This window comes from Cyclobacterium amurskyense (assembly GCF_001050135.1).
Taxonomy (GTDB): Bacteria; Bacteroidota; Bacteroidia; order Cytophagales; family Cyclobacteriaceae; genus Cyclobacterium; species Cyclobacterium amurskyense.
Genome location: NZ_CP012040.1, coordinates 3638039 through 3663786, shown reverse-complemented (window position 1 = coordinate 3663786; position 25748 = coordinate 3638039). Strand labels below are relative to the sequence as shown.

Annotated in this window: 21 protein-coding genes; all 21 read right to left on the bottom strand. The window is 33.0% G+C overall.

Annotation, left to right across the window (positions count from 1 at the left end; genetic code table 11):
• Nucleotides 1-62: 62 nt before the first annotated feature.
• The 21 genes from CA2015_RS15115 to CA2015_RS15010 all read right to left on the bottom strand — a co-directional run bounded on the left by CA2015_RS15115 (nucleotide 63) and on the right by CA2015_RS15010 (nucleotide 25628).
• Nucleotides 63-338, bottom strand: coding sequence for a hypothetical protein (locus tag CA2015_RS15115; RefSeq protein WP_048642654.1), 276 nt, complete (start codon nucleotides 336-338; stop codon nucleotides 63-65).
• Between the two features lie 245 nt (nucleotides 339-583).
• Nucleotides 584-1702: a glycosyltransferase family protein gene (locus CA2015_RS15110; protein ID WP_048642653.1), complete on the bottom strand. Its 1119-nt coding sequence runs from the start codon at nucleotides 1700-1702 to the stop codon at nucleotides 584-586.
• Entirely contained in the window at nucleotides 1674-2894 is a 1221-nt protein-coding gene (locus tag CA2015_RS15105; protein WP_048642652.1) for a hypothetical protein, read from the bottom strand. The genes CA2015_RS15110 and CA2015_RS15105 overlap by 29 nt, the downstream gene beginning before the upstream one ends.
• An 11-nt stretch (nucleotides 2895-2905) precedes the next feature.
• Nucleotides 2906-4627, bottom strand: coding sequence for an asparagine synthetase B family protein (locus tag CA2015_RS15100; RefSeq protein WP_048642651.1), 1722 nt, complete (start codon nucleotides 4625-4627; stop codon nucleotides 2906-2908).
• Nucleotides 4614-6050 carry an MOP flippase family protein gene (locus CA2015_RS15095; protein ID WP_048642650.1) on the bottom strand — a complete coding sequence of 479 codons (1437 nt, stop codon included), beginning with the start codon at nucleotides 6048-6050 and terminating at the stop codon, nucleotides 4614-4616. The genes CA2015_RS15100 and CA2015_RS15095 overlap by 14 nt, the downstream gene beginning before the upstream one ends.
• Complete coding sequence (locus tag CA2015_RS15090) at nucleotides 6040-7209, bottom strand: TDP-N-acetylfucosamine:lipid II N-acetylfucosaminyltransferase (protein WP_048642649.1); 1170 nt, start codon at nucleotides 7207-7209, stop codon at nucleotides 6040-6042. Before CA2015_RS15090 ends, CA2015_RS15095 begins: the two co-directional genes overlap by 11 nt.
• A 6-nt stretch (nucleotides 7210-7215) precedes the next feature.
• Nucleotides 7216-8358: a dTDP-4-amino-4,6-dideoxygalactose transaminase gene (gene rffA / locus CA2015_RS15085; RefSeq protein WP_048642648.1), complete on the bottom strand. Its 1143-nt coding sequence runs from the start codon at nucleotides 8356-8358 to the stop codon at nucleotides 7216-7218.
• On the bottom strand, nucleotides 8355-9056 hold the full coding sequence (locus CA2015_RS15080) for a GNAT family N-acetyltransferase (protein WP_048642647.1): 702 nt from the start codon (nucleotides 9054-9056) through the stop codon (nucleotides 8355-8357). Before CA2015_RS15080 ends, rffA begins: the two co-directional genes overlap by 4 nt.
• A 212-nt stretch (nucleotides 9057-9268) precedes the next feature.
• A complete protein-coding gene (rfbA, locus tag CA2015_RS15075) occupies nucleotides 9269-10141 on the bottom strand; it encodes a glucose-1-phosphate thymidylyltransferase RfbA (RefSeq protein WP_048642646.1) in 873 nt (290 codons plus the stop codon).
• A gap of 115 nt (nucleotides 10142-10256) precedes the next feature.
• Entirely contained in the window at nucleotides 10257-11309 is a 1053-nt protein-coding gene (locus CA2015_RS15070) for an SDR family oxidoreductase (RefSeq protein WP_048642645.1), read from the bottom strand.
• 122 nt (nucleotides 11310-11431) lie between these two features.
• Nucleotides 11432-12565 (bottom strand): TDP-N-acetylfucosamine:lipid II N-acetylfucosaminyltransferase, encoded by a 1134-nt coding sequence (locus CA2015_RS15065; protein WP_048642644.1) that lies wholly within the window; start codon nucleotides 12563-12565, stop codon nucleotides 11432-11434.
• A gap of 420 nt (nucleotides 12566-12985) precedes the next feature.
• Entirely contained in the window at nucleotides 12986-14068 is a 1083-nt protein-coding gene (locus CA2015_RS15060; RefSeq protein WP_048642643.1) for a DegT/DnrJ/EryC1/StrS family aminotransferase, read from the bottom strand.
• Nucleotides 14065-15504 (bottom strand): lipopolysaccharide biosynthesis protein, encoded by a 1440-nt coding sequence (locus CA2015_RS15055; RefSeq protein ID WP_048642642.1) that lies wholly within the window; start codon nucleotides 15502-15504, stop codon nucleotides 14065-14067. Before CA2015_RS15055 ends, CA2015_RS15060 begins: the two co-directional genes overlap by 4 nt.
• A gap of 179 nt (nucleotides 15505-15683) precedes the next feature.
• Nucleotides 15684-16982 carry a nucleotide sugar dehydrogenase gene (locus CA2015_RS15050; RefSeq protein WP_048642641.1) on the bottom strand — a complete coding sequence of 433 codons (1299 nt, stop codon included), beginning with the start codon at nucleotides 16980-16982 and terminating at the stop codon, nucleotides 15684-15686.
• A 454-nt stretch (nucleotides 16983-17436) separates the two neighbouring features.
• Entirely contained in the window at nucleotides 17437-19866 is a 2430-nt protein-coding gene (locus CA2015_RS15045; protein ID WP_048642640.1) for a polysaccharide biosynthesis tyrosine autokinase, read from the bottom strand.
• Between the two features lie 6 nt (nucleotides 19867-19872).
• Nucleotides 19873-20610 carry a polysaccharide biosynthesis/export family protein gene (locus CA2015_RS15040; protein WP_048644551.1) on the bottom strand — a complete coding sequence of 246 codons (738 nt, stop codon included), beginning with the start codon at nucleotides 20608-20610 and terminating at the stop codon, nucleotides 19873-19875.
• A 782-nt stretch (nucleotides 20611-21392) separates the two neighbouring features.
• On the bottom strand, nucleotides 21393-22343 hold the full coding sequence (locus CA2015_RS15030; RefSeq protein WP_048642638.1) for a glycosyltransferase: 951 nt from the start codon (nucleotides 22341-22343) through the stop codon (nucleotides 21393-21395).
• 2 nt (nucleotides 22344-22345) lie between these two features.
• Complete coding sequence (locus CA2015_RS15025) at nucleotides 22346-23305, bottom strand: glycosyltransferase family 2 protein (RefSeq protein ID WP_048642637.1); 960 nt, start codon at nucleotides 23303-23305, stop codon at nucleotides 22346-22348.
• Between the two features lie 7 nt (nucleotides 23306-23312).
• Nucleotides 23313-23861, bottom strand: coding sequence for a DUF4199 domain-containing protein (locus CA2015_RS15020; RefSeq protein WP_048642636.1), 549 nt, complete (start codon nucleotides 23859-23861; stop codon nucleotides 23313-23315).
• 11 nt (nucleotides 23862-23872) lie between these two features.
• Nucleotides 23873-24388: a DUF4199 domain-containing protein gene (locus tag CA2015_RS15015; RefSeq protein WP_048642635.1), complete on the bottom strand. Its 516-nt coding sequence runs from the start codon at nucleotides 24386-24388 to the stop codon at nucleotides 23873-23875.
• The gene (locus tag CA2015_RS15010) at nucleotides 24381-25628 is read right to left on the bottom strand and encodes a dihydroorotase (RefSeq protein WP_048642634.1); all 1248 of its coding nucleotides are present in this window, start codon (nucleotides 25626-25628) and stop codon (nucleotides 24381-24383) included. The genes CA2015_RS15015 and CA2015_RS15010 overlap by 8 nt, the downstream gene beginning before the upstream one ends.
• Nucleotides 25629-25748 lie beyond the last annotated feature (120 nt).

Sequence of the window (25748 nt, the reverse complement as noted above, 5' to 3'; positions counted from 1 at the left end):
TTACAAATAAATATTAAAAATGAACATACTAAAATTAGAAATACTTAAAATAAAAAAAATAATCAATTAATAGATTTAATTATAAATGATCTAATCCTTTTAGCTTTATCATCATAAACAAAACCATTATTTTTAAATAAATTATAAAATTTAAAAATAATAAAATTATTAAGAGTATTTTTATTATTATGTAAACCATGAAACCAAAACAAATAAGGGATATTATATTTTCGTAAATAAAATAATGAGAAAATTGTAGAAATATATTTCCTATCTCCTAAAAAAATAATAGCATCAAAATCTGAATCCTTTAAATTACTAAAAAGATGTTTTTCCATAAAAAATGTTTTAAAAACCAAATATTTTTAATTGAAATATATTTTTTATATCCTTTAAAATCATACAATATTAAAGTAGAATAAGAAGTACTAACCTCATCTCCACAAATAAAGTAAAAATCATTTTCATCATTCTTCATTAACTCTTCTATAATAGAACCTCTAAAGTGAGCGAAAAAATGGTAAACAAAAGCTATTTTAATAAAATTACTTGAGTTGAAATAAAATAATTTATTTAAAATAAACTACGATTTGTAAATATTAATAAAATTAGATATCTGACCTGTACTAAGTTTATTATAAAAAGAACGAAAATCATTGTTTTTTAACTGAATAATATTCTCAAAATCAGCTTTACTTTCAATATCTTCAATAAAAAACCCACAATTATAGCGATTTACAAAATCAGATAAGACAGGATTATCTTTATTAACTATAACTGGCAAATTCATTTTAATAGATATATAAAGTCTATTTGGAGCGCACAATCGGTTATTAATATAGGTAGGAAGATATAAAACAATACTTGCTATACTCCTTATCCAAAATTTATTTAAATCTAAATAGTTAACACTACCGATAAACTCAAAATTGTTAGGATCAAGATCATACTCTTTAACAAATAATTCAAAATCAGAAAGATTACCTCCTAATAATAAAATTTTAAAATCAAAAGGAAGAATTCTACTAAAATCAGCCAATAGTTTACGTCCCCTTTCCTTTACAATAACACCTTGATGGATAATAAATTTGGTATCATTTAAAATTAAAGTGTCTAAATGAGAAAGTTTAATATTCAATTCAGGATCCTCAAGACCATCCTTAATTGTATCAAAATATGGAAGGTTTAAGAAATATGAACATTTATTTTTAAGATTCAACTCATTTTTTATAAGCTCCATCCTTTCTTTATTTGCAAATAAAACAAAATCAGATATTCTTAAAAGCTTTTTTTCGAAGAATAAATATATTTTACTTTCTATATTTTGATTTTCATTAGGAATTTCGTGGTCATCATAAATTAATTTAAATTTATTTCCTTTTAATATTCTATAAACTAATACTGGTAAAACAACCGCAGAATCTTGAGCATGGACAATGGAAGGTTTTAATTTAAAAAGAAGAAATAAAGATCTAAAGGTAAATTCTAAAATAGTAAAAATCCTGAAAAGCTTAATATGGCGAATAAAAAGATTAATTTCGTGTACTTTTATGTTAGGTGAAAGTTTAATCGTTAAAGGCTTATCAGGCAATAGAATAAAATCTATACTAAGATTAGGAAATGTATTAGATAGAATATTTAATTCATTCAATATTCTGCCATCATTATTTAAATTAGTTTTTGCTATGAATAGAGTTTTCATTGAAATAGAAATTAGTAATTATAAACATAAGTAAGAGAAAAAAGATGGAGTTTTGACCAAATAGAGAATCAACATTTAACGAGGCTATTAAAAAGAAAAAAAACGTAACTTGAAAACAATTATTAAAATCTAATTTATATAATTTAAAAAAAATAAGTATAAGTAAAATTAGTGGAAAAACACCAAATCTAAGCACTACATTTACTATAGACGTATCAGTAATAGCTAATTCCATATATACATTACCTCTCACAGTTGTAAATATAGGTATTTCTAGTGGGAGACCAAATAACCAGTATCCTTGAGAAATATTATTATTAATTCCTTCATAAATAACGTCCCTATTATTTTCGATGGTTGATTCCGTTAAACTTGTTTCTTGAAACACGATAGAAAGAATTCGCCGGTCGATTTGATTTTGAATAATGTCAGATGAGTTATATGCTATTAAACCAGAAATAAAAAATAAAATGGGAAATAGTACTATTTTCAAAAAATTCTTTTTGGAAAATGTTTTATAAGACAGGTAACAAAATTCTAAAACTAAAATTGTCAAGTATGTTCGATTGAATGTCATAATTAAAGCTATAACACTCAAAATTGACACAAACGTAACTAATTTACTAGAATTATACCATAAACCTTTACCCTTAAATAAAAGGTATAAACCTATTACTCCAAATGAAGCATTTGAATTAACTAGCCTCCCCCTAGTTGATGAAAGCACATCAATTCCTTCTTCGAGACCATAATAAATAGGCAAAGGAATGACCAAAGATACAATAGAAATTATAATAGAAAAACCTATAGAAATTAAAAACAATTTCCATATAATACGCACATTTGCATTTAAACCAGAATATAAAATAACAAGAGAGGAAATAAGTGGAAGTCCAATTCTAATCGACTTAAATGAATCTCCAAAACTTTGTTGAAATGCAACAGATTTAATTATAAATTCAACAAAGAAGATAATTAAAACAAAAAATAAAATGAATATTTTAAGTTGTTTATTTCGATTAATAGCTTTATTGGTCGAATAACTTAAAAGATTAAACAATGGAAGCAATAAAAAAGCTAATTCATTAAATTTAAGTAAAACTCCAGGTAAGGGTATATAAAAATTAGAATTTGTCGGAATAAAAAAACCGAGAAATATAATCAAATAAAACAAATAATTGAAAAAAATCATATTGTATAATATTATCTAAAAAAAAGATTATATGCTGACAATAAAGAAAGTACTTGATTTTTTTCAATAGCATTACCGGAATTAAATAAGGTTTTACAGTCATCTTGAAGACTATTGAACTTATTTAATAAGTCAATATTATTTAAATAGTAGGAATCCTGAAAATATTTTAGCTGACTATTACTATTATACCAGAAATCTAAGGGATTCATATGATATTTAGTCTCAATAGCAGATTTTTTAATCCCTAGCTTACTCAATAAAATAGATGAAATTTTTTGGATTGGAATAGATTTTCCTTTATAAGAAATATACGGATTATTAGCACCAAGTTTCCTTTTTGTAGATTCCCAAATATAATCAGCAGCTCCTGGATATTTTTTTAACACCCATTTCTTGTATAGATTGTGATTAATTCTCAAATTAATGGGAATAGACAAACAAAATTCAAAAAATTCTAAATTATAAAATGGAGAAATTGTTTCAGAATAACATTGAGCTGCTAATAATCCTGCATTAGTACCATTTATTCCTCTTTGATACAACATTGTCAATTCTAGGTCACCAAAATCTTTAAATTTTTTTATTGAAGAATTAACTTTTAATTTGAATTTATTAGAATAAGCACCTCCCAAATTATTTAAATTGTTTTTAGAAAGATTTTTAATATAACTTCCAATAATAACATCTCCTAACTGACCTGTATGGACAATTCCAAAATTATTAAAGTTCAATATATTAAAAAGACTATTCCCGTGTGCAAGCCCATAATAAAGCACATTACCACCAGTAATTTGATTAATTCTATCTATATCTTTTAAAAAAATACCATTATCTAAAGCTTTGAAAATCCATTCATGTCTCAAATCAGTAGAAATTTTTTTAGCAATTGTTTCATCCAAATAATTGGTCTGAGAAAAAGTAAAATTAACCTGATCAGTATATCCCATTTCATGGGCAACCCAACTTGTCATTCTTGAATCCAAACCTCCACTGAGGCCAACAAGGTGTTGATATCCATATTCCTTATCTTTTTCAAACTGTAATTCAATGGCATTTTGGAACTTTTTATCCAATTCTTCAATTAATTCATACTGATCATAATCATTTGAGATAAATGATTTGGGCAACTTATAATAAGTGTTAATCGAAAAATTTTGGTCTTTATCGAATTTAATAAATTTACCAGCTTCCAATTTTTTGATCTTTGATGATAAAGTATGGTCATCCAACATATAGCCATAACTTAACAGCATATACCCAGCCTGTTCATCAAAACCTACATCTAAATTGTGGAACTTATAAAACTTGTACAGGTCAGAAATTTCAGAAGAAAGTAGAAGTTTACCATCTGAGAAAGTATAAAATAACTGTTTAGTTCCTAACTGGTCAGTAAAAATAATCCATTTCTTTTCAGTTTTGTCAAATAAGAATCCAGAAAAACTTCCCCTAAATTTGCTGAAAAATGTTTCACCAAATCGTTGATATAAATTAATTACAGTTTTTTCCCAATTTAACGAAGATTGAAGCAATGTAGCTTTATTTAGAATTACTCCTTCTAAGACTAAAAGACACGATTCACAATCAACAAATAATTTGTCATTTTCAAATTTCTTAATAGTAAAATTGTTAACTGTAAATCCATCAGATTCTATTGAATTAAAATTAAGATTAGCACCTATTTTTTTTGAAGGAAATCGAAAATTCCCTATCGATAAATTAAATCCTGGCATATTTGGAATATATTGTAATTAAATAATTTCTAAATTCTTTTAATGTAAAATAAGTATAAACTCCAATTAATAATAATAAAAATAAACTACCTCCAATTGTATTAATTTTACTAATATTGAAGAATAATTTATTAAGTAAAAAAACAGTAATTCCTATTATTAGTGGAAAAAAATGTGGTTTCATAAATGAAACAAATTCTATATTCAATAAACGTTTATAAAATATATACCAAGATGGAACTAAAAATAAAAATTGAATAATAGTCATTAATACAATAATTAATTCAACCGAATACATTGCTCCAATAAAAATAGAAATTGGCATTATAATAGTTGTAATAATATTCCAATAAAAATCATAATCTGTCCTTCCTTTGGTTATGACTATAATACCAGAAATTCCCGACATAGATCGTAAAAAAATTAAACACGCGAATAATTGAACATATGGTACAATAGAAGAATAGTTGTCTCCATAAAATAGTTCAACTAAATAAGGAGCACTAATTGCAATAAATCCATAAACAAAAGAATTAATAGGTCCATATGCCTTTAAAAAAATTAAGAAATACCTTTTTAAGGAAATAACATCATTTTGGTATTTAGGGAATACAGATATACCAACTTTATCAGTTATAGGATTAATAATTTGTAGAGGTCTACGAACTAACTGTTTTGCTAAACTATATCCTCCAAGTAAATCTGTCCCAAAAAACTTTCCAATCAACAAAACATCTAAATCTCTATTAAAGTAATTCACTAATTGCCCACCAACTTGATAGCTTCCAATTTTTAAAAATGGTTTAGTATCACTAAACTGATAATGAAAAAGTAATCCTTGTTTTTTTAAACCAATGATCAAAAAAATGATACTAGAAGAAAAGGATTGAATTACTGATGAGATAACAAGTGAGTAAACACCATAACCATTAACAGCTAAAAAAACTGCAACTATTAATGATAAAATCGAAGTAGATATATCTACAATACTAATACCTTTAAATTGTAATTCTTTTTGTTCAACAATTTTAAATTGACGACCAATTCCAGATATAACTAAATTCAATCCTATTAATGGAATTAATAATTTAAGTTCTTCTTGATTATAGAAATTAACAATAAATGGTGTTATGGTTATTAATATACCATACATGCCTATACCTACTAGAAGATTAAACCAATATAGACTAGCATATTCTTTTTTAGAAATTTCCTGTTTATGTAGAATAGCTGAAGTCAAACCCATATTGTTAAATAAATCCATAAATCCTATCACAAATGTAACCAAAGCCATTAACCCAAAATCTGACTTATCCAAAAATCGGGTTAAAATAGATATTTTTAAGATGGCAGTGGCAGCTAAAACGATAGTACTTATGGTTGTCCATTTAACTCCTGAAAAAACTTGTTTTCTAATGGTCATCCTTAATAGACTTAAATTGTTCTTTCAATTCTTTCAACAAAAATCTTTTTCCAACTTCTCCTTTTAAAATAATTCTGTTTGCATTTTGTTCTTCATGACTTAACAAATTAAATACAGTTGAATTATTTTTATTTAAATCTGTTTGAACAGAAAAAACTTTTATACCTATCCTTTTTAGATATTGATAAATAGTATTCCGTTCATCTAAAAAAATTTTCGCTCCCATCCACAACATTGTTAATACATTACCTACAGCCTGTTGTCGATAATGATTCATGATTACAATCCCACATTTCTCTAAAAATTTATTGTATTCATGAAGTGGCATAAAATCAATTAACGGATGAAAATTTTTCCCGAAAATATCTGTACCCTTTTCAATAATAATATCCCTATATGCAACATCTCCATAGCTCAAAGGAACAATAAGATCCTTATCATTTAGGGTCATTGTTCTTAGTATTTCAAAAATTTCAAGGTGATTATTGGTTTCACTGGCTGAATTACCAATTAGGATTTGATTACTATTGATTCTTTTTCCTTCATCTTTAACCATTAACTCTATAGGGTAGTAAGAGAAGCGTAAAAACTTTGCATGATTTTTAACTATTGACTTGACAAAATTGAATTCTTCTTGAAATAGAATACCTAAATAATCGGCTCTTTTCATTGCCTTAATAGCCTCTAATTGAGGACTATTGGTTTTAAATTTAATCTTATAATAAATCTGTCTAAATCTATCTTTTACAAATTGGACTATTATATCTTTATATGAATCTAAAGAAAACAAAGTTGAAGTTACAGGACCTAATACGGATTTATTTTTAAAAAGGGCTCTATTATTATAAACTTCCATTCCCCATAAAAACCAGACAATTTTACATTTGTCAGGAAGTGCGTTTAAAAAAACACTTCTATAATAGTCTAACCCATGAAAACAAATAATATCATTCTCATTAAAACTTTTGGATAGTTTTTTGATTTCATTGAGATTATTGGGTATTATTTGAAAATGATCGATGTTGGAAACATACTTCAATTCAACTTCAGGGTTATTAACCAATAAATAAAAAAAATTCTGGTTAGGAAATACTTCATTGAATTGCCAATAAGCACTATTAATAAATTTTTCGTCGGAAGCAATATGAATTAAATTCATTAAACTTTATTTATAAAAATCTAGAACAGATTGTATAATATGAACTTGATCCAAATCTGAAAGTTCATAAAACATCGGAAGTCTTATCAAACAATCTGAAAAATGGTCACTCTCTTTTAATTCTTTTACCTTACTTTCTTTAAAATAAAATTCACTTTTGTGAAGAGATAAATAATGGAAAACTGATAAAATATTATTATTTTTTAAATGAGTTATTAATTGATTTCGTTCACTCTCACTGGAGCATATTAAATAATACATATGTCCATTATTTGTTCCAAAATTGGGAACAAATGGAAGTTTAACGCCACCAACTAAATCAATCTTGTTTCTGAAACTATTATCATACCTATTCCAAATATCCTTTCGCTTAGATTGTATATCGTCTAGATTTTCTAATTGTGCATAAAGGAAGGCCGCAATAATATCAGAAGGTAAAAAAGAGCTACCCATATCCACCCAGCCATACTTATCAACTTCACCCCTGAAAAATGCAGATCGGTTAGTTCCTTTCTCCCATATAATTTCCGCTCGGTCTTCAAATTGAGGATCATTAATGGACAACATACCTCCCTCACCGGAGATAATATTTTTTGTTTCATGAAAGGAAAATGCTGCTAAATGACCTATAGATCCCAAAGGCCTTTTAATACCATCTTTACCTGTATAATAGCTATCAATTGCCTGAGCAGCATCCTCTATAACATAAAGATTGTGTTTTTCAGCCAATTCCATAATTTTATCCATATCACATGCAACACCTGCGTAATGAACAGGCACAATTGCTCTCGTTTTATCTGTAATTAAAGATGATAGACTATCTTCATCCATACCAGGATGATCTTTACGACTATCTGCAAAAATTATCTTAGCTCCTCTTAATACAAAGGCATTTGCAGTTGATACAAAGGTAAATGACGGCATAATAACTTCATCACCTGGCTTTAAATCAATCAAAATTGCAGCCATCTCTAAAGCATCCGTACATGAGGTAGTCAAAAGACACTTACCAAAACCAAACCGATTTTTTAAAAAATTTTGGCATTTCTTGGTAAATATTCCATTACCTGATATTTTGCCTGTATAAACTGCTTCATACATATAATGCATTTCTTTCCCTGTTAAATAGGGTTTGTTAAATGGTATCATAAATTCCAATAATGATAAATGTTTGTGATGTCAATTTCTTTAAAATTTGCTTTTTGGTATAAATTACAAGCAGGAATATTTTCCGATTGGGTCACTACTTGAATTCTTTTAAAATTTTTGGATTTTGCCATTTCAATGGCACTATTAATTAATTCTGTTCCAATTCCTCGGCCTCTAGCATCTGGATGAACAGCGATAAGACCTATATCTGCCAAATCACTATTGATTTTCCCTATAGTTATAAACCCTAGTATTTGTTTATTTTCAAGCGCAATTAATACTTCGAATGCTATTTCCTTATTAATGGAATTCAAAATCCATCTAGTGTATAATTTAGTATATTCATTATTATTAAAATTTGAATCTATATTATATCTAGAATAAATCCCACTTGCTAAAGCCAATTCAATTAATTGCTTCTTATCATGTAGATTTTCATCAAAAGATATAAGTCTATTTTTAAATGAATTGTATCCAACATTAGAAATATCATCTTTCCGGTAAATAATTTTCCTATCTACTAAAGTAATAAACTCATAAGGTATTGTTTTTTTGGATAAAATATAAACCAATTTAAAAGATGAAGATTCAGAAATGAATTTTTCAACATTAAATTCGTCACTATTGATTAAATCTAATCTACCAACTTCATATCCAAAGAAGTCGGAATCCCAATTTAGTCTTTCAATTTTTGCCAAAATTTATTGCTTTAGTATAGTACATTATATTAACCATTATTGTTAGAAAATCTTCAGATAATTGATAATAAATTAAATAATAAAGGGGTTATTAAAATTTATTATTAATTATCATTAAATATTAAGTCAAAAAAATTTATTAAAAGAGATTGTAAAGTATGAAATAAATAAGGCTAATTATGAAACTAATTTCATACTCTTATTGAAAGTACTTACTTTGCAATAATTCTTTTTAAATACTTATAATATTCACCTTTCAATTCTAGTATTTCTAATTCAAGTTTTTCTTTATTAATCCAATTGTATTTTAAAGCAATCTCTTCCAAGCAAGCAATTTTTAATCCTGTTCTTTTTTCTACAGCCTTTACAAATTCTGTGGCTTCAGTTAATGCTTCATGCGTTCCAGTATCCAACCACGCAAATCCCCTACTCATAACTTGCAATTTAAGTTTTTTCTGATCCAGATAGGCTTGATTAACAGATGTAATTTCGAGCTCTCCTCTAGATGAAGGTTTTACACTCTTTGCTGTGTTAACCACAGAATTAGGATAAAAATATAGGCCCACAACAGCATAATTCGACTTAGGGTTAACAGGCTTTTCTTCAATATTCAATACATTCCCACCATCATCAAATTCTGCAACACCATATCTTTCTGGATCTTCAACATAATAGCCAAAAACCACGGCCTTTTTTTCCTCCGAAACAGTAGTAATAGAGTTTTTCAAAAGGTTCTGAAGACCTGCCCCATAAAAGATATTATCTCCCAATACCAAACATACATCATCATCTCCAATAAATTCCTCCCCGATAATAAACGCTTGGGCCAAACCATCAGGTGATGCTTGTTCAGCATATTGAATTTCAATACCCAATTGGCTACCATCTCCTAATAACCTTTCGAAATTTGGTAAATCATGAGGTGTTGAAATAATTAAAATTTCTTTGATTTGTGCCAGCATTAATACCGATAATGGGTAATAAATCATGGGTTTGTCGTAAACAGGTAAAAGTTGCTTTGACACTACCTGCGTTAGCGGATGAAGACGAGTACCTGAACCTCCTGCAAGAATAATTCCTTTCATTTTAGTTATAGTTAAAAATTTACTGAAGCATGTAAACTAGGTGAGTCAATTAAAAGTCATTTATTTAATCAAAACTTTGAAAACCTAAACTCCATTATTGAATCTATATAATAATTTATTTAAAATTTTCCCAATACCAAAAGCAGGCATTTTTTAATCCGGTACGAAAAGAATATTTAGGAAAATATCCTAAAATAGTTTGTCCTTTTTTTATAGATGCCAGGGAATGAGAAACATCTCCTGGTCTATTTGGTCCATATTTGAATTCAATAGTAGCTATAGCCTTATCGTATTCAGAAAGTTCTTGTTTTAATACCTTTCCCAATTCATTTAACGAAACACTTTCCCCATAAGCTACATTAAATACCTCAGAAATGCTGGCTTCTGTATTTACTTCTGGAACATCTGAAACAATTTTCTGGTATTGCTTTAACCGGTCTTTAAATTCATTTGAAGGAACTGCAGCAGCCAATAAGTTAGCTTGGATGACATTGTCTATATAAGTAAAATCTCTTGAATTTTTCCCATCACCATTAATTAATGGGCTTTCATGTTTCAAAAGATTTGAAACAAATTTAGGTATTACAGCAGCATAAGCCCCATTGGGATCTTGTCTTCGTCCAAAAACATTGAAGTACCGCAGGCCTACCGTCTCTATTCCATAAATATCTGAAAAGTTTTTGGCAAACAATTCATCCACATATTTAGTAATGGCGTATGGTGAAAGTGAATTTCCTATCACATGCTCTACCTTTGGTAAGTCTTTATGATCTCCATAGGTAGATGAGCTGGCAGCATATACAAAACGTTTTACTCCTGCCTCCTTGGCTGCAAACAACATATTGACAAAGCCTACAATATTTACTTCTGTACTCGTAATGGGATCGGCAATAGACCGAGGCACAGAACCCAAAGCAGCCTGGTGCAAGACATAATCACATCCTTCCACTGCTTTCATACAAGTATCTCTATCTCTGATATCCCCTTTAATTAAGGTGAAATTGGGATTCTTTTGTGCATCCTTCAAATTTTCAATTTTACCGGTGGCAAAATTATCCAGACAAACAACTTTATTTTCATTCTCCAATAAAGCATCGATAAGATTGGAACCTATAAACCCGGCACCACCGGTTACCAATACTTTTTTGGGTATTACTTCGTATTTCATAAAATCCAAATACTACTAATTAAATATTATAATTTTTTTGATTCTCCGCCAAGATCAATAGAGACTTCATTAGTTTCAAAACCTTAATCATTAGCTCATCCAAAAGCTGCATAGTGCAAATACTATTTGATCATATTTCTAAATTGGTTAAACAAAAGCTTATCCTGCTCAGCGGAAACCATAGAAGTATAGATGTTATTATTCAATGCAATATGCGCAGGTTCCAAAGTCAAATTATTCTTAATCAGGTCTTTTGAAAGATCCTGTTCTATACTGTATATTTTCATTCCCTTCTCCCCTAGCCATTTTAAAGTTGGATTCTTATCGCTTAAATAAATCTTAAGTCCACATCTAATACCAATAAAAATATTACCCAATCCCATTTGCCTATAGGAAGGATACACAGCCGCCTTATGCCGGTTAATAAATGTTATATATTCGGAATAGGTCATAAATTCATCAATAATTTTGAAAGCCAAGCCTGAACGAAGGGCATACTTTTCAATTAAAGCGACATAGTTGTCATTTTTTAAATAGCTAAAAGGCAAAGAAACCTTGCCTTTGTATCGATTTTTGGCCAGTATATCCAAAGCATCCAAATGATTGTTATAATAAGAAGCTGAGTTTCCAATCAAGAGGCTATTTTCTTTGTTCGGATCCGGTTCTACCTCATTCAAAGCATTATTTAATGGAGCCTCCATAAAGGTGGGAAGAATTTGCCCCATGTATTTATTTAAGAGCTCGTACTCAAACTCGTTGTACCAAAGAAAATAATCTATTCTTTGACAGGATCTTTGCAACCAATGAATTTTGGTTTTCTTCTTTTTTAATTTATTAAGGTACCTTCCAATTAGCATCCTTAATTTCCCAAAATTAATTTTATATGAAATTCTTTTTAAGGCTTTTTGGGTTTTCTCACTTAGGGTAAGTTGCCGAAACTCGGGAAGACCATAAAGCTCTGCCCCATAGAAAGACCAAATAATTTTCACCTTGCTGTCCTTGATTGCCTCGATCAATCGAAATTTATCAGAATTCAGGTAATAAAGAATAACAATATCATAAGTCTCAATTCCATTAATTATGGAATTGTAGGCTTCCGACTCTGGAGGGAGATAAACTACTTTGTCTTTATGGCTTCCAGAATAGTTGTTTTCATTATTTAGATAAAAGAAATCATTTTCAAAATCACACTCAATGTATTTTTTGATGTGCTTGTCTACAAATTTATTATCATTTAAAAAATGAGCTATCTTCATTAAAACAGATATTAATATATACTTACTAAAAAGAATCCTAAACAAACAACCTAGGTCTAAAATACATTAAATCCCATAAGTTGAAAATCCGAAACCTTTTTAAATATGTCCTTCTTTAATTTAACCCTACTACGCTTAATACTCTGATTCCCAATATAACTTATTCAATGGTATAACCATTGATATCCTCTTCTTTTCCATTTAAACCATTTAAATAAATTATTATGGGTGCTAAAAGTTTATTTTCTGTATGAAGGATACTAAATAATAAAGCATTTATAAAGCTTTTTCAAATAATCAGTTAGAGATAAGCTTTTAATTGAAAGGCTGGTTAAAAAATTGGAACCGGTCTTATATAAAAAACTGAAAAACCATTCAAATGAACCCTTTTAAGTATAATCTAGATCCTTCATTATTACCTCAATTGTTTTGAACCCTTAGTAATAAACGTGCTATTAAGTCCACTTCTTCTGAGGTTAAGTCAAAGTACAAAGGCAAACATAAAATGCGAGAGGCAATATCATCCGTAATTTCCATCGTTTTGGCTTCTACATAAGGCAAGGTGGTGGCCAAAGACGGATAAAAATAACGCCTGGGAAATATACCATTCCCTTGAAGTTTTGCTAAGCTATTAAGCATTTGCTCAGAATTTTCAAAAATGAGAGGGTAATAGGCATAATTTAGACTGGCATTTCCATGCCATTCAGGTTTGCTAGCCCTTAAATTCCTAAGCATTGTATCATACCTTTCCGTCAATGCTTTCCTGTGCTGATGAATAGCTTCGATATAACCAAAATTGGCCAAGCCCATGGCTGCATGAAACTCCGAATTCTTACCATTTATGCCCAACTCGGCAAATGCTTCGGGACCATTAAAACCAAAATTTCTGATATAAGCTAATTTTTTTAGTAACACAGGATCCTTGGTCATGATTAAACCGCCTTCAATGGAATGATACAGCTTAGTGGCATGTAGGCTGCAAGTGGATATATCTCCATAATCAAAAATAGACTTGCCATTTATCCTAACCCCAAAGGCATGCGCCCCATCATAAATCACTTTTAGGTCATGCCTTTGCGCAATTTTTTCGATCGCTTCCACATCACAAGGGTTTCCGTAAACATGGGTAGCTAAAATGGCAGAAGTATTTTCTGTAATGGCCGCCTCTATCCTGCTTGGATCTATATTTAAAGAATTAGGGTCAATATCAACAAAGACTGGGCTGCAGCCCTCCCATACTATGCTGCTGGTAGTCGCTACAAATGAGAAAGGAGTAGTAATTATCTCCCCTTTTAGTTCCAAAGCTTTAATAGCCATTTGCAGTGCTATGGTTCCATTGGTAACATACAGTAAATGTTTCACCTCCAAATGGGCTTTTAATTTCATCTCAAGCTCACTTCCCAATGGTCCTGAATTGGTAAGCCATTGCCTTTTCCAAATACCGGAAAGATATTTTTCATATTCTGCCTGAGGAGGAAGAAATGGTTTGGTTACAGAAATCAATTTTTTTGATTTTTTATAAGTTCAAAAACAAAAGTCAATTGAGGGCTTTTAAGCATCCAATTCAGTAAAACATAGAAAACTAATCCAAATATCCCAGAAATTAATAACTGAAGATAAAGAGAATAATCAGCCATCTCAAGCACGAATAACAACATAAACCCTGCCATAAAGCCTGCTTTTACCAATGTGGTAGATAAATCTTTCACTTGTTCCCAAGTCGTGTAATGAATCATTCGACTACTGTAATGCGTATTGATCAATAAACCTACAAAAGAAGTAAAAACACTACTCCAGACTAAACCATAAATACCAAATTGAAATCCTATAAGGATACTGATAGTTATTAATGCTTTTTTGATCAATTCGAGCTTTAAAAACAAATCACTTCTACCATACACCTTCAATACATTAATGTTAAAAGAATGAATAGGGTAAAATATACCAGAAAAACAGAGTATTTGAAAAAAGGGAACAGCAGGTAACCATTGTTCACCTAATATTAACAAAAATAAAGGTTTGGCCATTGCGGCAGCACCAAGCATCATTGGAGCTATGATAAAAAATGAGAATTGAATCAATTGACGATAAACTATGGCAATACGTTCCTTTTGGTCCTGAATCTTGGAAAGAAGGGGATAGGAAACTTTGCTTATAATGGAAGTCAACATCGTAACCGGCTGACTATTAAAAGAATATGCTCTTTCATAATAGCCTAAAGACTGTACGGAGAAAAATTTTCCTATAATTAATTTGTAAACATTTTTATAGAAAGTATCAATAAGACCGGACAACATCAGTTTATATCCAAAACTATAATGGTATTTTAGTTTTTCTCTAGAAAATACAAGCCCTGGTTTCCATGTGGAGTTAAGCCATAACATCAAAGAACTGACGATCTGGGTAGTTAAAAACATCCAAACCATACTCCAAACACCAAATCCCATATACCCCATGCCAACCCCAACAATCACCCCTAATATTGTTCCAGGAATTTTGCATTGCATAATTTTTTTAAATTTCATTCCCCTATTTAAAATTGCCATTTGAATGGAAGAAAATGCAGAAATGATAAAATTAATGCAGTAAACGCGGACAATTAGAACTAAGATCTCTTGATTAAAAAAATCAGCAATCAGGGGTGCTGAAACAAACAATAGGGCATAAACAAGAAAACTCATCAACAAATTTAGATAAAAAACCGTTGAAAAATCTTCGTTATTGGCGTCCTTGGTTCGAATAATAGAAGCAGAAAGCCCACTATCTACCAATGAATTTCCAATAGCAATAAAAATACTAATCATTCCTATTAGACCAAATTCAGTAGGTCCAAGCAACCTGGCAAGAATAACTGATGCAATAAAGGACAAACCTCTTAAAACAAAAGTATCGGTAAAGGTCCAGAATACACCGGAAAGCGTCTGTTTTTTTAATGACATTTATGAATTAAAAACCCTTCAATAGCCTAATTTGCTATTGAAAGGTAATATTTTTGATTCAATGCCATTTTATAAGGCACTATTAGTAATAAATTTCAAGATTTACCAATTTATATTGGCCCAATAAAAAGAAATTTTCAATTCTAATTGATCCGGCCAGCAATCATTTTAATGACAAATTAAAGTCTGGCATCCACTTTGTCCTTATCCAAAACAGCTTTAACATCATATACCACAAGGTTTTTGCTTTTTTGAATTGGCAAGGCTTTGAATTCTTTATGCGCAACAGCCAATACCACTGCAGAATATTCCTCAAGTGAAGGGCAATTTTTACCACCTATAATGTCCACTCCGTATTCGTGTTTTACTTCCTCAGGATTTGCCCAAGGATCATATACATCTACGGCTATGTCAAAATTTCTCAATTCTGAATAAATGTCAATTACACGAGTGTTACGCACATCGGGACAATCTTCTTTAAAAGTGAAACCTAGGATCAATACCTTGCTATCAATCACTTTTAGATCCTTGCGCATCATGTGTTTGATCACCTCTGTGGCCACATGTTTACCCATTGAATCATTCAGTCTTCTTCCTGCTAGGATAATTTCCGGATGATAGCCTACTTCCTGGGCTTTTTGGGCCAGGTAAAAAGGATCCACGCTAATACAGTGTCCACCAACCAAGCCCGGCTTAAAGGGAAGGAAGTTCCACTTTGTTCCAGCTGCCTCCAACACCTCTTGGGTATCAATATTTAGAAGGTTGAAAATTTTAGACAATTCATTGACAAAGGCAATATTAATGTCTCTTTGGGAATTTTCAATAACCTTTGCTGCTTCCGCAACTTTAATGCAACTCGCTTTGTGCGTTCCTGCTACAATTACCTCTCGGTAAAGACTGTCCACATATTCTGCGATCTCAGGGGTAGAACCGGAAGTAACTTTTAAAATCTTTGAAACCGTATGCTCTTTGTCTCCGGGATTGATTCTTTCAGGGGAGTAACCTGCAAAAAAGTCTTTATTGTAAACCAAACCACTATTTTTTTCCAGCAATGGCACACACTCTTCTTCGGTCACACCCGGATATACCGTTGATTCATAAATGACCACATCCCCTTTTTTTAGGTATTTGGCAATGGTCTCCGAAGCTTTTAACATAGGTGTTAAAACCGGCCTGTTATGCCGATCCGTAGGGGTAGGTACGGTTACGATATATACCTGGCAATCGGAAAGGTCAGCAGGGTTATCAGAATTGTAAAGCCCCTTTTCTTTAGGACTTGAGGTAGCCAATACAGCTTGAAGGTCATGGTCTTCAACCTCTAGCGTGAAGTCATGACCATTGTTCAGTTCCTTTACTCTTTTGGAGGCTATATCAAAGCCAATAACGGGGAATTTTTTGGCAAATTCAACAGCCAAGGGAAGTCCAACATAGCCAAGCCCAATTACGGCAATTTTTACATCTTTTAAAGGAGTACTCATGAGGTTAAAAATATTAGTTGTAATGATTTAAATAAATGAAGGCAAATATAAGTTATTTTAACTTGGATTTTTTATCCTAACTTCAGTAATAACGGAATATTATTTTAATAATTAATAAATGCTACCCATCCGACTCCACCTTGTTAAGGGTGAGTCTGTTTATTCTAAAAGGGACGGTTTCGATTTTGATGGGGTAGTGCTTTTGCCAACTTCAATTTCTTAAGTCCTGCGATAAAATACTTTTCCAGCCGACTCCCTCTTTTTAAAGGGGGTTAGGGGGATTCTTTCGTATTTCGTAATCATCCGTATTCAACTTTACACAGCTTCGCCTCCTCAGTCCCATTTCATGTTGGGAAGAGCTAACAAAAGCCAAGGAAAACAATTTAATAAACTAAGGGGTAAAACCTTAAATAAATACGGGAGACCTAATTTATAATTCGGGTTTAATTATAAACTACCTCCTACTGAACCATTTTTTAAAGAAGCTCTTTTCAACCTGATCTTCTGCGTAATAACCATAGCCGTAACCGTAGCCATAACCATAACCGGTACCATAGCCATAATGCTGTGCATCCTTATCCACTCCATTGAAAAGGATATAGGCTTCTTTAAGGATGGTCTGCTTCTTTAAGTTATTAATATGGTCTATAAATTGCTTTTCACTGTAATTGTAGCGCAGCACAAAGAGAGAAATATCAGCCAACCTGATTAGGTCTAATGTTTCAGAAACCAAGCCTACAGGAGGGGTATCCAATATAACCATGTCATAGCGTCCTTTCATTTGCTCCAACAGTTCAGCAAAGCGCTCAGTAATTAACAATTCAGCAGGATTAGGAGGGATTGGGCCTGAAACAATAACGTCCAGGTTTTCATAAGCTGTTTTTTGAATGACCTGGTTCACATCCTCTTGATTGTGACTTAGGTAGGTAGACAAGCCTTCATTATTGCTAATACCAAAATCTTCAAAAATTTTGGGCTTGCGCATGTCACAACCTATTAAAAGTGTTTTTTTATTGCTCAAGGCATAGACCGAGGCCAAATTGATACTGCAAAAAGTCTTTCCTTCTCCGGAAATACTGGAAGTAATCAAAATCACAGAATTTTTCTCTTTGGGAAGAATAAAATTCATATTGGCCCTTAAAGAACGAAAAGCCTCGGTAATTCCGGACCTGTGTTTCTTTAAGACCACCAAATTGTCAGCATCTTCATTCTGTCCAATAGTGGAAATCAAATTAAGGTCTGCTTTTCTTTCCAACTCCTTGCCATCTTTTATTTTATTGCTGAAAAAAGTACGTACTAAATTTAACCCTATAGGCAAGCCCAATCCGAGTATTAAAGCAATTAGATAGGTTAAGGCAGTTTTTGGGCTAATGGGGTTTGGATTGATTAATGCCGTTTCAATAATTTTATTGCTGGGCGTATTGGAAGCCTTGGTAATGGCCGACTCTGCTCTTCTCTCCATCAAATAAGTGTACAGTCCTTCATTTAAAGTAAACTCCCGCTGAATTCGCAATAAATTTTGCTCAGTTTGGGGCAATCCACTAAAAGTGCTTGTAATTTTATCAATCCGCTGCTGAAGGTCCTGAATCAGCAATTGAGCATTGTTGTCTACATTCTGCAACAATTCCAAAATGGAAAGGTTCATGTCTTTGATTTGCCTATTCACTTCCCTTAAAGGTGGAGAAATTTCAGTTAGCTTAGAAGCATGCATGGATTTTTCCGCCTGCAATTCAAGCAAATTTTGAATCAGTGTATTTAAAATGGGATCCTCTATGCCTAAACCCGAGGGGACGACAATTTGATTGTAATCTTCTCTTTCCAGGTATTGCGTCAATTGCCGGTAATACTCTCTTTTAAATTTTTCCTTGGCCAAATCGGTTTCCAGGGCTTTCAATTGCTCAAAGATCGCTGTACCTTCAGAACTAAGGTCATATATGGAGTTATTGGAGCGGAAACTTTCCAACCTGTTTTCAATAAACATTAAAGAATCTGACAATACCACCAATTGGGCATCGATAAAATCTATGGTATTGGTGGCCATGGTATTCTTTTCCTGCAGTTCATTTTCCAAATAAACCTCCTGCAAGGTATTTAAATAATCCCTTCCTTTCTGAGGGGTTTGTGTGGTAATGGTTAATTTAAGGATGGTGGATTGTTTGTCTATAGCAGCCACCTGAAGGTTTTCCCCTGTATAGTGGTTAATCAAACCTGAACGATCCCTTAAGCGGATAATAATTTCCCCGCTTTCTTCCACTGAAGTTAGCCCTATTTTAAACCGATTCATGGGCAATTCTACCCATTGGTTAAACAAAAAAGTGGCTGTGGGTGAGTTGGGATTTTCCAACTTATTTCTACTCTCATTGTCGGGAAATATTTGCAAGTAAGATTCTCCCAAATAAGTTACTGTAAAACTTTTGCGGTCTTCCCATTTAATCAGCAAATCCCCATTGGTTAGTTGAGGATGGGACCAATCTACTTCTACAGCAATAGGGGTATTCTGGTATATTTCAGACTTTATAAACCTTCCCTCTTTAATGTATTCCACATCAAAGTTCAATCGATCCAAAGTGGCATTGGCTATGGGTCTGGATTTGAGGATAATCATTTGATTGCCCAATTCCATTTCACCGGAACCTCCCATATTTAATCCCGCAGATTCAAATAAGTTAAAGGGATTTTCCTTTTCTTTTATAAAAAATTTGCTAGAAACCTGGTATTCCGGCACTGAATACCGGAGAATCATATAGGCTATGCCTAAGGCCATTATAACAGACAGCACTATATATGGCCAGATACGTAGAATTCTTAATACAATATCCTTGATATCGATTACTTCTTCCTCCTGCCCTATTACCGGCATTCTATTCGATTCAGATTGATTCATTTGCAATTATTTGATGGCGTTCAATACAAGTAAAACGGCAGAAAGGGTAGTCACCGCCAATTGAAATGTTTGAACAAAATTAACCCCTGTACCCAATTCACGGATTTTCATAGGTTCTGCATAAAGCATGTCATTGGGACGAATAAAATAAAATTCCGAAGCTATCAGTCTTTCATCTGTAAGATCAATGCGAAATGTTTTGGTACCTTCAGGATACTGTCTCATTAAGACCAATTGATCCCTTTTGGCAGTCGTAGTCAAATCGCCTGCATGAGCAATGGCCTGAAAAATACTGATTCGATTTTGAAGAATGGTATAATTGCCATTCTTATTGAATTCACCCAGGGCAGAAAAACGAACCCCTCCTAAACGAACCCTTACAAAAAAATCTTCTTTATTGACATAGGCTTTCAGTTCTGATTCTATCAATGCTTGGGCTTGTTTGGTGGTTAAACCCAATAATTTGATTTCACCAAGCAAAGGCAATTCCACCATACCGTTTTCATCCAGGGTATAGCCATTGATAAAAAAAACATCTCCCCCATTTTGGGCTCCCTGCATCATACTTGTACTTGAAGTTTGGTTTCCTGCAGCTATACCAAAAATCTCATTAAGCTCAGGAGAAGTGGTACTAAGATTAATGTCTACCACATCATTGTATTGCAGGTAGTATTCTGCAGCATTATTGGCTACAAGCTCAGATTCTGTAAATAAGGGATTGTCTTCTTCGGACCTGTCCTGCATATAGATAATCTTTTTGTTGGATACGCAAGAACTGGCAGCAAGTAAAATCAAAAGGGTAAAAAATAATCTGTCGAGTTGCTTCATTTTTATTAAATAAAATGAACTTTAAAATTCTTGACAAAGATATTTAAAAGTAAGACAGTAAAAAAACTGTTTAATACCTTTTTTTCTTCATAAAATTCAAACAACATTATTGATATATTTAAATACATTAATCAATATACGAACTGTTTTTTTCGGCAAAATTTGAATGATTTTTAGCCGGGGTAATTTTGTTGAACAGTTAACCGGTAACTGATAAAAAATGCCTAATATCCGGACTTTTTAAGTAAAACTCTTAGTTTAAGGGGTTTGCCTCTCTTGGCTAGGTAAAGGTTGTACAATGAATTGTAATTTGGTTTGATGTACATAAGCAAAAGCTCATTCCTATTGTGTTGTTGCTTTAAAAAAAAAAGGGGAAATGAATAGGTTTGAATTGAACCCGAAATATGCAATAGACAACTCCAAAATATAGGGATCGAAAAATCCCCCTTTTCCCCTTTCAAGGGGGATTATGAGCTTTTGGCAATTGAGTGACTTTTGCTGAATATGGGATAGTATCTCTTAGAAAAACCGCTAGACCCGAAGGAGGGATTGCCCCACCCGTTCCCTACACAACACCTCTCTAAAAAGGGTTCACAATGACGTTCTGGTGGTTGGTTAATTAAGTACATGCCGGAACACTTCCACAAGCTCAGTGGCCGGAAGGTTGTGTCCTTCACCATCTTTCCTAACAAGGAATCCTATTTAATTAAGGAATAGAAGTACTCCCTAAGCACTCCTGTACCATAACCTATCAATTGCCCGTAGGAGGTGAGTACCGCTAAAAACCCAACTTGCAAATTAGTACAAGCACTAAAAAATAGAGCCACCGTCCAAAGCAAATAGCAGGCTGCTATCATATAACCTATAACCGGACAAATAATCAATGAAAGGGGAAGCAATAGCAATCCTATAAAAAATGCCACTGGAAGCAAATGAACCAGCTTGAGGGCATCTTTATGAAACCGTGTGATAAAGACACGATTCCTGCCAAATTGGTGGCTTTGACGAATAAAAGAGGCAAAATCATTTTTACGGTGATGGTAAACAAATGCATCTGCCACCAACTCCAACTTAAACCCTGCTTTCTTGATGCGAATGCTCAGTTCAATGTCTTCAGCCATATTGGGATGAATAAAGCCTCCAACCTCTTCGTATACGTCTCTGGAGAAGCCCATATTGTAGCCACGGGCCTGGTACTTGGAGGGATCCTTCATTTTTCCACGTATGCCCCCTGTGGTCAAGAAAGCGGTCATGCTGAAGTTCATGGCCTTCTGCCAGGAAGAAAATTCATCGCCGGCATCATCTGGTCCACCATGTGCATCAAGGCCTCTTTCTTTGATAACGCTATTTAGTATTTTAAAATAACCTGAAGGAATCACACAATCGGAGTCAAAAAAAACGAAATAATCTCCTTTTGCCAGTTCCATGCCCTTGTTGCGAGCAAATCCCTGCCCGGTATTCTCCTGAAAGTGATAACAGATATTCAGCTTCTCTTTGAATTCTCCTGCAATAGTTTCAGCAGTAAAGTCGGATCCATCCTCCACTATCACAACTTCAAAATTACAAAAAGTCTGATTGCTTAGACTCTGAAGTAAATTTCGGAGTTCCTCAGGACGATTGTACACAGGAATGATCACCGAAAAATACATTGCTATTTTCTATTAATTTCGTCGGCAATATTATAATCACTTTTATGGGTGTTATTGGAAGTCATCATTTCGGCCATAAACCCTGTGAGAAATAACTGCACCCCTACAATTAATGCGACAAGTGCTAAGAAAAACAAGGGTTGATCTGTGATTTCTCTAACTGGCAAACCATTCCTAAGACCAGCGATTTTCTCATAAATCAACCAAACCGTAATCAAAAAACCTGTCATAAATGAAAGCGTGCCCATACTACCAAAAAAATGCATGGGATTCTTCTTGTATCTGTTAACGAAAGAAACGGAAATCAAATCCAGAAACCCATTGACAAAACGTTCGATTCCAAATTTGGTGGTACCATATTTTCTGGCTCTATGCGCCACTTCCTTCTCTCCTATCTTCCCAAAACCATTCCATTTAGCTATAAGCGGAATATAACGGTGCATTTCACCGTAAATGTCTATGCTTTTGACAACTTTCTTTGAATAGGCCTTTAATCCACAATTGAAATCATGTAGCTTAATCCCGGAAATAAATCTGGTCACGCCATTAAACAAGCGGGAAGGAATGGTTTTAGATATTGGGTCATGGCGTTTACGCTTCCAGCCACTGACCAGGTCAAAACCATCTTCTGTGATCATACGGTAAAGCTCAGGCACCTCTTCAGGGCTGTCCTGCAAATCAGCGTCCATCGTGACCACAACCTCACCAATGGCCTTGGAAAAACCTATATTTAAAGCTGCAGATTTACCGTAATTGCGAACAAACCTTATGGCTTTGACATTTACGTCAAGGACTGACAAGTCTTTAATCACTTGCCAGGAGTTGTCTTTAGAGCCGTCATCTACATATATGATTTCATAACTGAGCCCTTTGGTTTCCATTACCCTTTTAATCCAATCTTGAAGTTCAGGTAGCGATTCTTCTTCGTCGTAAACAGGTATAATAAGAGAAATTTGGGGCATAATTCAATTAAAAATCTGTTGATTTGTCTCTTTTTTTAATAATTGCACCTAAGATTAAGGAAAAAATAGCATATATGATCAACGAAACCCCGAAACCTTTGATTTGTCCCGCAAAGGTAAAAGCATCTTCCATCTCTGTACGCATCTCGTTGATTTGGTCACTTGATATATTGTCTCCAGCGCCAAAATTATCCAGCATGGCCAGCATATTTTCAAGCTGAACTTTTACCAACAATTCGGAAAGTCCAGGATCAATCAACTGATACAATACTATATTCCCTAAGGTGCTTATTAAACCTGAGACAATTAAAGTAACGAAGGCAAACTGGAAAGCAGGTCCATATGGCATAAAACCACCTATTTCCTTGCGGTACTGAATACCGAAATAAATCACTAGTCCGAAGAATAAAACGAACACGGCGAAACCGTACCAAGCGGCAACTAATAAACTATAATCAATAAAATAAATTAAAAACGAGATGACAAGCATTACCAAGCCGATGGTTACTCCGGATTTCAATGCTGCCATTGCAGGAGATGTTGATTGTTGTTCCATAATAAAGACGATTAAAATTCAACGTTTCTCTTTAAAATTATGGAAATTATAATGGTAAAGAACAATCCCGGGAATATTTTTCTTAAAAAATCGTTTAAAGCAACATCAAAAATGCTCATTTTAGAAATATTCGCATAGGTTTCTTCATAGGCTTCCACATTTAATTTCTCTTGAAGAATCGCTTTATTTTCGCTCATCAACTCCAAATTGATTTGTCTAAATGTGGTAAATAATTCCTGATCAATCTGTATACTACCTAAAATATACAAAGCCGAAAGCGTGGCTATGATGGTATAGGTAAAAAAACCAACCGTCATTCCCTGGCCAAAATACAAATTACCCCCGTTAAAATTGTCCCGAAAGTTTTTCACTCCAAAAAACACAAAAACCGGAGTTACAAGGTACCCAATAATCAGGTTCATACTGATGGGTTCTATTCCTAAAAAATAAATCGTCAAGTAGCCCAAAAAACATAATCCTCCGCCATATAGCCCAAACGGTAATGCGGCTTTTAAGTACCTATTCATTTAACCCTTCTATTTTCCCCTGATTTATCAGGTATTTTACTTTTCCTTTCTGTGATTGATTAAAATAGGGGTTGTTAGCCGCTAGTGAAGCATTGCTTTTCTCATCAAACAACCACTCTTCATTTGGATCAAAAATAGTAATACTATCCCATTCATTGGCTTGATTACCTAAAATGGACTGAGGACCATTGGTTAACTTATCAATCAACAAAGGATAAGTTAATTTTTCTGATAGCTTCACTAATGCAGGAATAAAAGTAGGTAACCCAGCCATCCCAAAAGGTGCGTGGTCAAATTCCATATTTTTTGCATCTAGCTCATGTGGGATATGGTTGGAAACCAAGGCGTCTATAGTCCCGTCTTTCAATGCATCGATTAATGCTACTTGTTGAGTCTTCCCACGGAAAGGAGGTAAAACTTTAAGCCTTGTGTCAAAATCCAATAAATCATCATCCGTGAAAAGCAATTGGTAGATAGAAACATCAGCAGTTACTGCCAAACCTTCCTGCTTTGCTTTTCGAATATGTTCCAGGGCACCACTTGTACTGACCGTTTGAAAATGCAGCCTTCCTCCAGTATAACGTAGTATTTCAAGATTTTTTTGAACGGCTACTTCTTCGGCAAGATCAGGAATGCCTTTCAGACCTAACATAGTAGAAGAAACACCTTCATGCATCTGCCCAAAAAGTGCTAACATTGGGTCCTGACTCTGATCAAATAATACACCATTAAACTTCTGAAGGTATTGTAAGGCCTTCATCATGCGGTCAGAATGAGACAGGGAGACCAAGCCTTCGCCAAAGAGATTTACTCCATATTGGTTTAAATCCAACATTTCTGTAAGTTCTTTGCCTTCAAAATCTTTTGTGACTGCTGCCTGAATATGAAAAGTAGGGAACAATAAATCACTATGGTTTTTCAGATAGGCGACCTCACTTTTGGATTGGATGGGAGGTGTGCTATTGGGGAGCAATACAGCAGCTGTCATGCCTCCCTGTATAAGTGCATTGGCAAGGCTTTCAAGGGTTTCGCGGTATTCCTGCCCTGGTTCGCCAGAAAAACACCTGAGATCTGTCCAACCTTTAGAACCCAAAAAGCCTTTACAATCTACCAGTTTTTCATCCTTACCAGGACTTTGTGTGGTTGCTGCTGTTATGGTTTTCCCATCAAATACATAATCAGCGGCAGGAAGGATTTCTTTTTCTGTGATGATTTTCAGTGACTGGAAGCGTACGGTCATGAGCTGTTTTTATTTTTGCAAAACTGCAATTTTATTCCCTAAAATGGAAATAAAAGCGATGGAAAGGCTTTGGTATTGGTGAATTTTACTAGCTGTTAAATTCTAGTTCAAATTAAGTCT

What these genes read in the sequence shown, in the direction of transcription:
- CA2015_RS15015 (WP_048642635.1), bottom strand. Translation starts at nt 24,388, where the DNA reads ATGAATAGGTACTTAAAAGCCGCATTACCGTTTGGGCTATATGGCGGA.
- CA2015_RS15115 (WP_048642654.1), bottom strand. Translation starts at nt 338, where the DNA reads ATGGAAAAACATCTTTTTAGTAATTTAAAGGATTCAGATTTTGATGCT.
- CA2015_RS15030 (WP_048642638.1), bottom strand. Translation starts at nt 22,343, where the DNA reads ATGTATTTTTCGGTGATCATTCCTGTGTACAATCGTCCTGAGGAACTC.
- CA2015_RS15010 (WP_048642634.1), bottom strand. Translation starts at nt 25,628, where the DNA reads ATGACCGTACGCTTCCAGTCACTGAAAATCATCACAGAAAAAGAAATC.
- CA2015_RS15050 (WP_048642641.1), bottom strand. Translation starts at nt 16,982, where the DNA reads ATGAGTACTCCTTTAAAAGATGTAAAAATTGCCGTAATTGGGCTTGGC.
- CA2015_RS15040 (WP_048644551.1), bottom strand. Translation starts at nt 20,610, where the DNA reads ATGCAGGACAGGTCCGAAGAAGACAATCCCTTATTTACAGAATCTGAG.
- CA2015_RS15100 (WP_048642651.1), bottom strand. Translation starts at nt 4,627, where the DNA reads ATGCCAGGATTTAATTTATCGATAGGGAATTTTCGATTTCCTTCAAAA.
- CA2015_RS15065 (WP_048642644.1), bottom strand. Translation starts at nt 12,565, where the DNA reads ATGAAGATAGCTCATTTTTTAAATGATAATAAATTTGTAGACAAGCAC.
- rfbA (WP_048642646.1), bottom strand. Translation starts at nt 10,141, where the DNA reads ATGAAAGGAATTATTCTTGCAGGAGGTTCAGGTACTCGTCTTCATCCG.
- CA2015_RS15045 (WP_048642640.1), bottom strand. Translation starts at nt 19,866, where the DNA reads ATGAATCAATCTGAATCGAATAGAATGCCGGTAATAGGGCAGGAGGAA.
- rffA (WP_048642648.1), bottom strand. Translation starts at nt 8,358, where the DNA reads ATGATACCATTTAACAAACCCTATTTAACAGGGAAAGAAATGCATTAT.
- CA2015_RS15025 (WP_048642637.1), bottom strand. Translation starts at nt 23,305, where the DNA reads ATGCCCCAAATTTCTCTTATTATACCTGTTTACGACGAAGAAGAATCG.
- CA2015_RS15070 (WP_048642645.1), bottom strand. Translation starts at nt 11,309, where the DNA reads ATGAAATACGAAGTAATACCCAAAAAAGTATTGGTAACCGGTGGTGCC.
- CA2015_RS15020 (WP_048642636.1), bottom strand. Translation starts at nt 23,861, where the DNA reads ATGGAACAACAATCAACATCTCCTGCAATGGCAGCATTGAAATCCGGA.
- CA2015_RS15105 (WP_048642652.1), bottom strand. Translation starts at nt 2,894, where the DNA reads ATGATTTTTTTCAATTATTTGTTTTATTTGATTATATTTCTCGGTTTT.
- CA2015_RS15095 (WP_048642650.1), bottom strand. Translation starts at nt 6,050, where the DNA reads ATGACCATTAGAAAACAAGTTTTTTCAGGAGTTAAATGGACAACCATA.
- CA2015_RS15110 (WP_048642653.1), bottom strand. Translation starts at nt 1,702, where the DNA reads ATGAAAACTCTATTCATAGCAAAAACTAATTTAAATAATGATGGCAGA.
- CA2015_RS15090 (WP_048642649.1), bottom strand. Translation starts at nt 7,209, where the DNA reads ATGAATTTAATTCATATTGCTTCCGACGAAAAATTTATTAATAGTGCT.
- CA2015_RS15055 (WP_048642642.1), bottom strand. Translation starts at nt 15,504, where the DNA reads ATGTCATTAAAAAAACAGACGCTTTCCGGTGTATTCTGGACCTTTACC.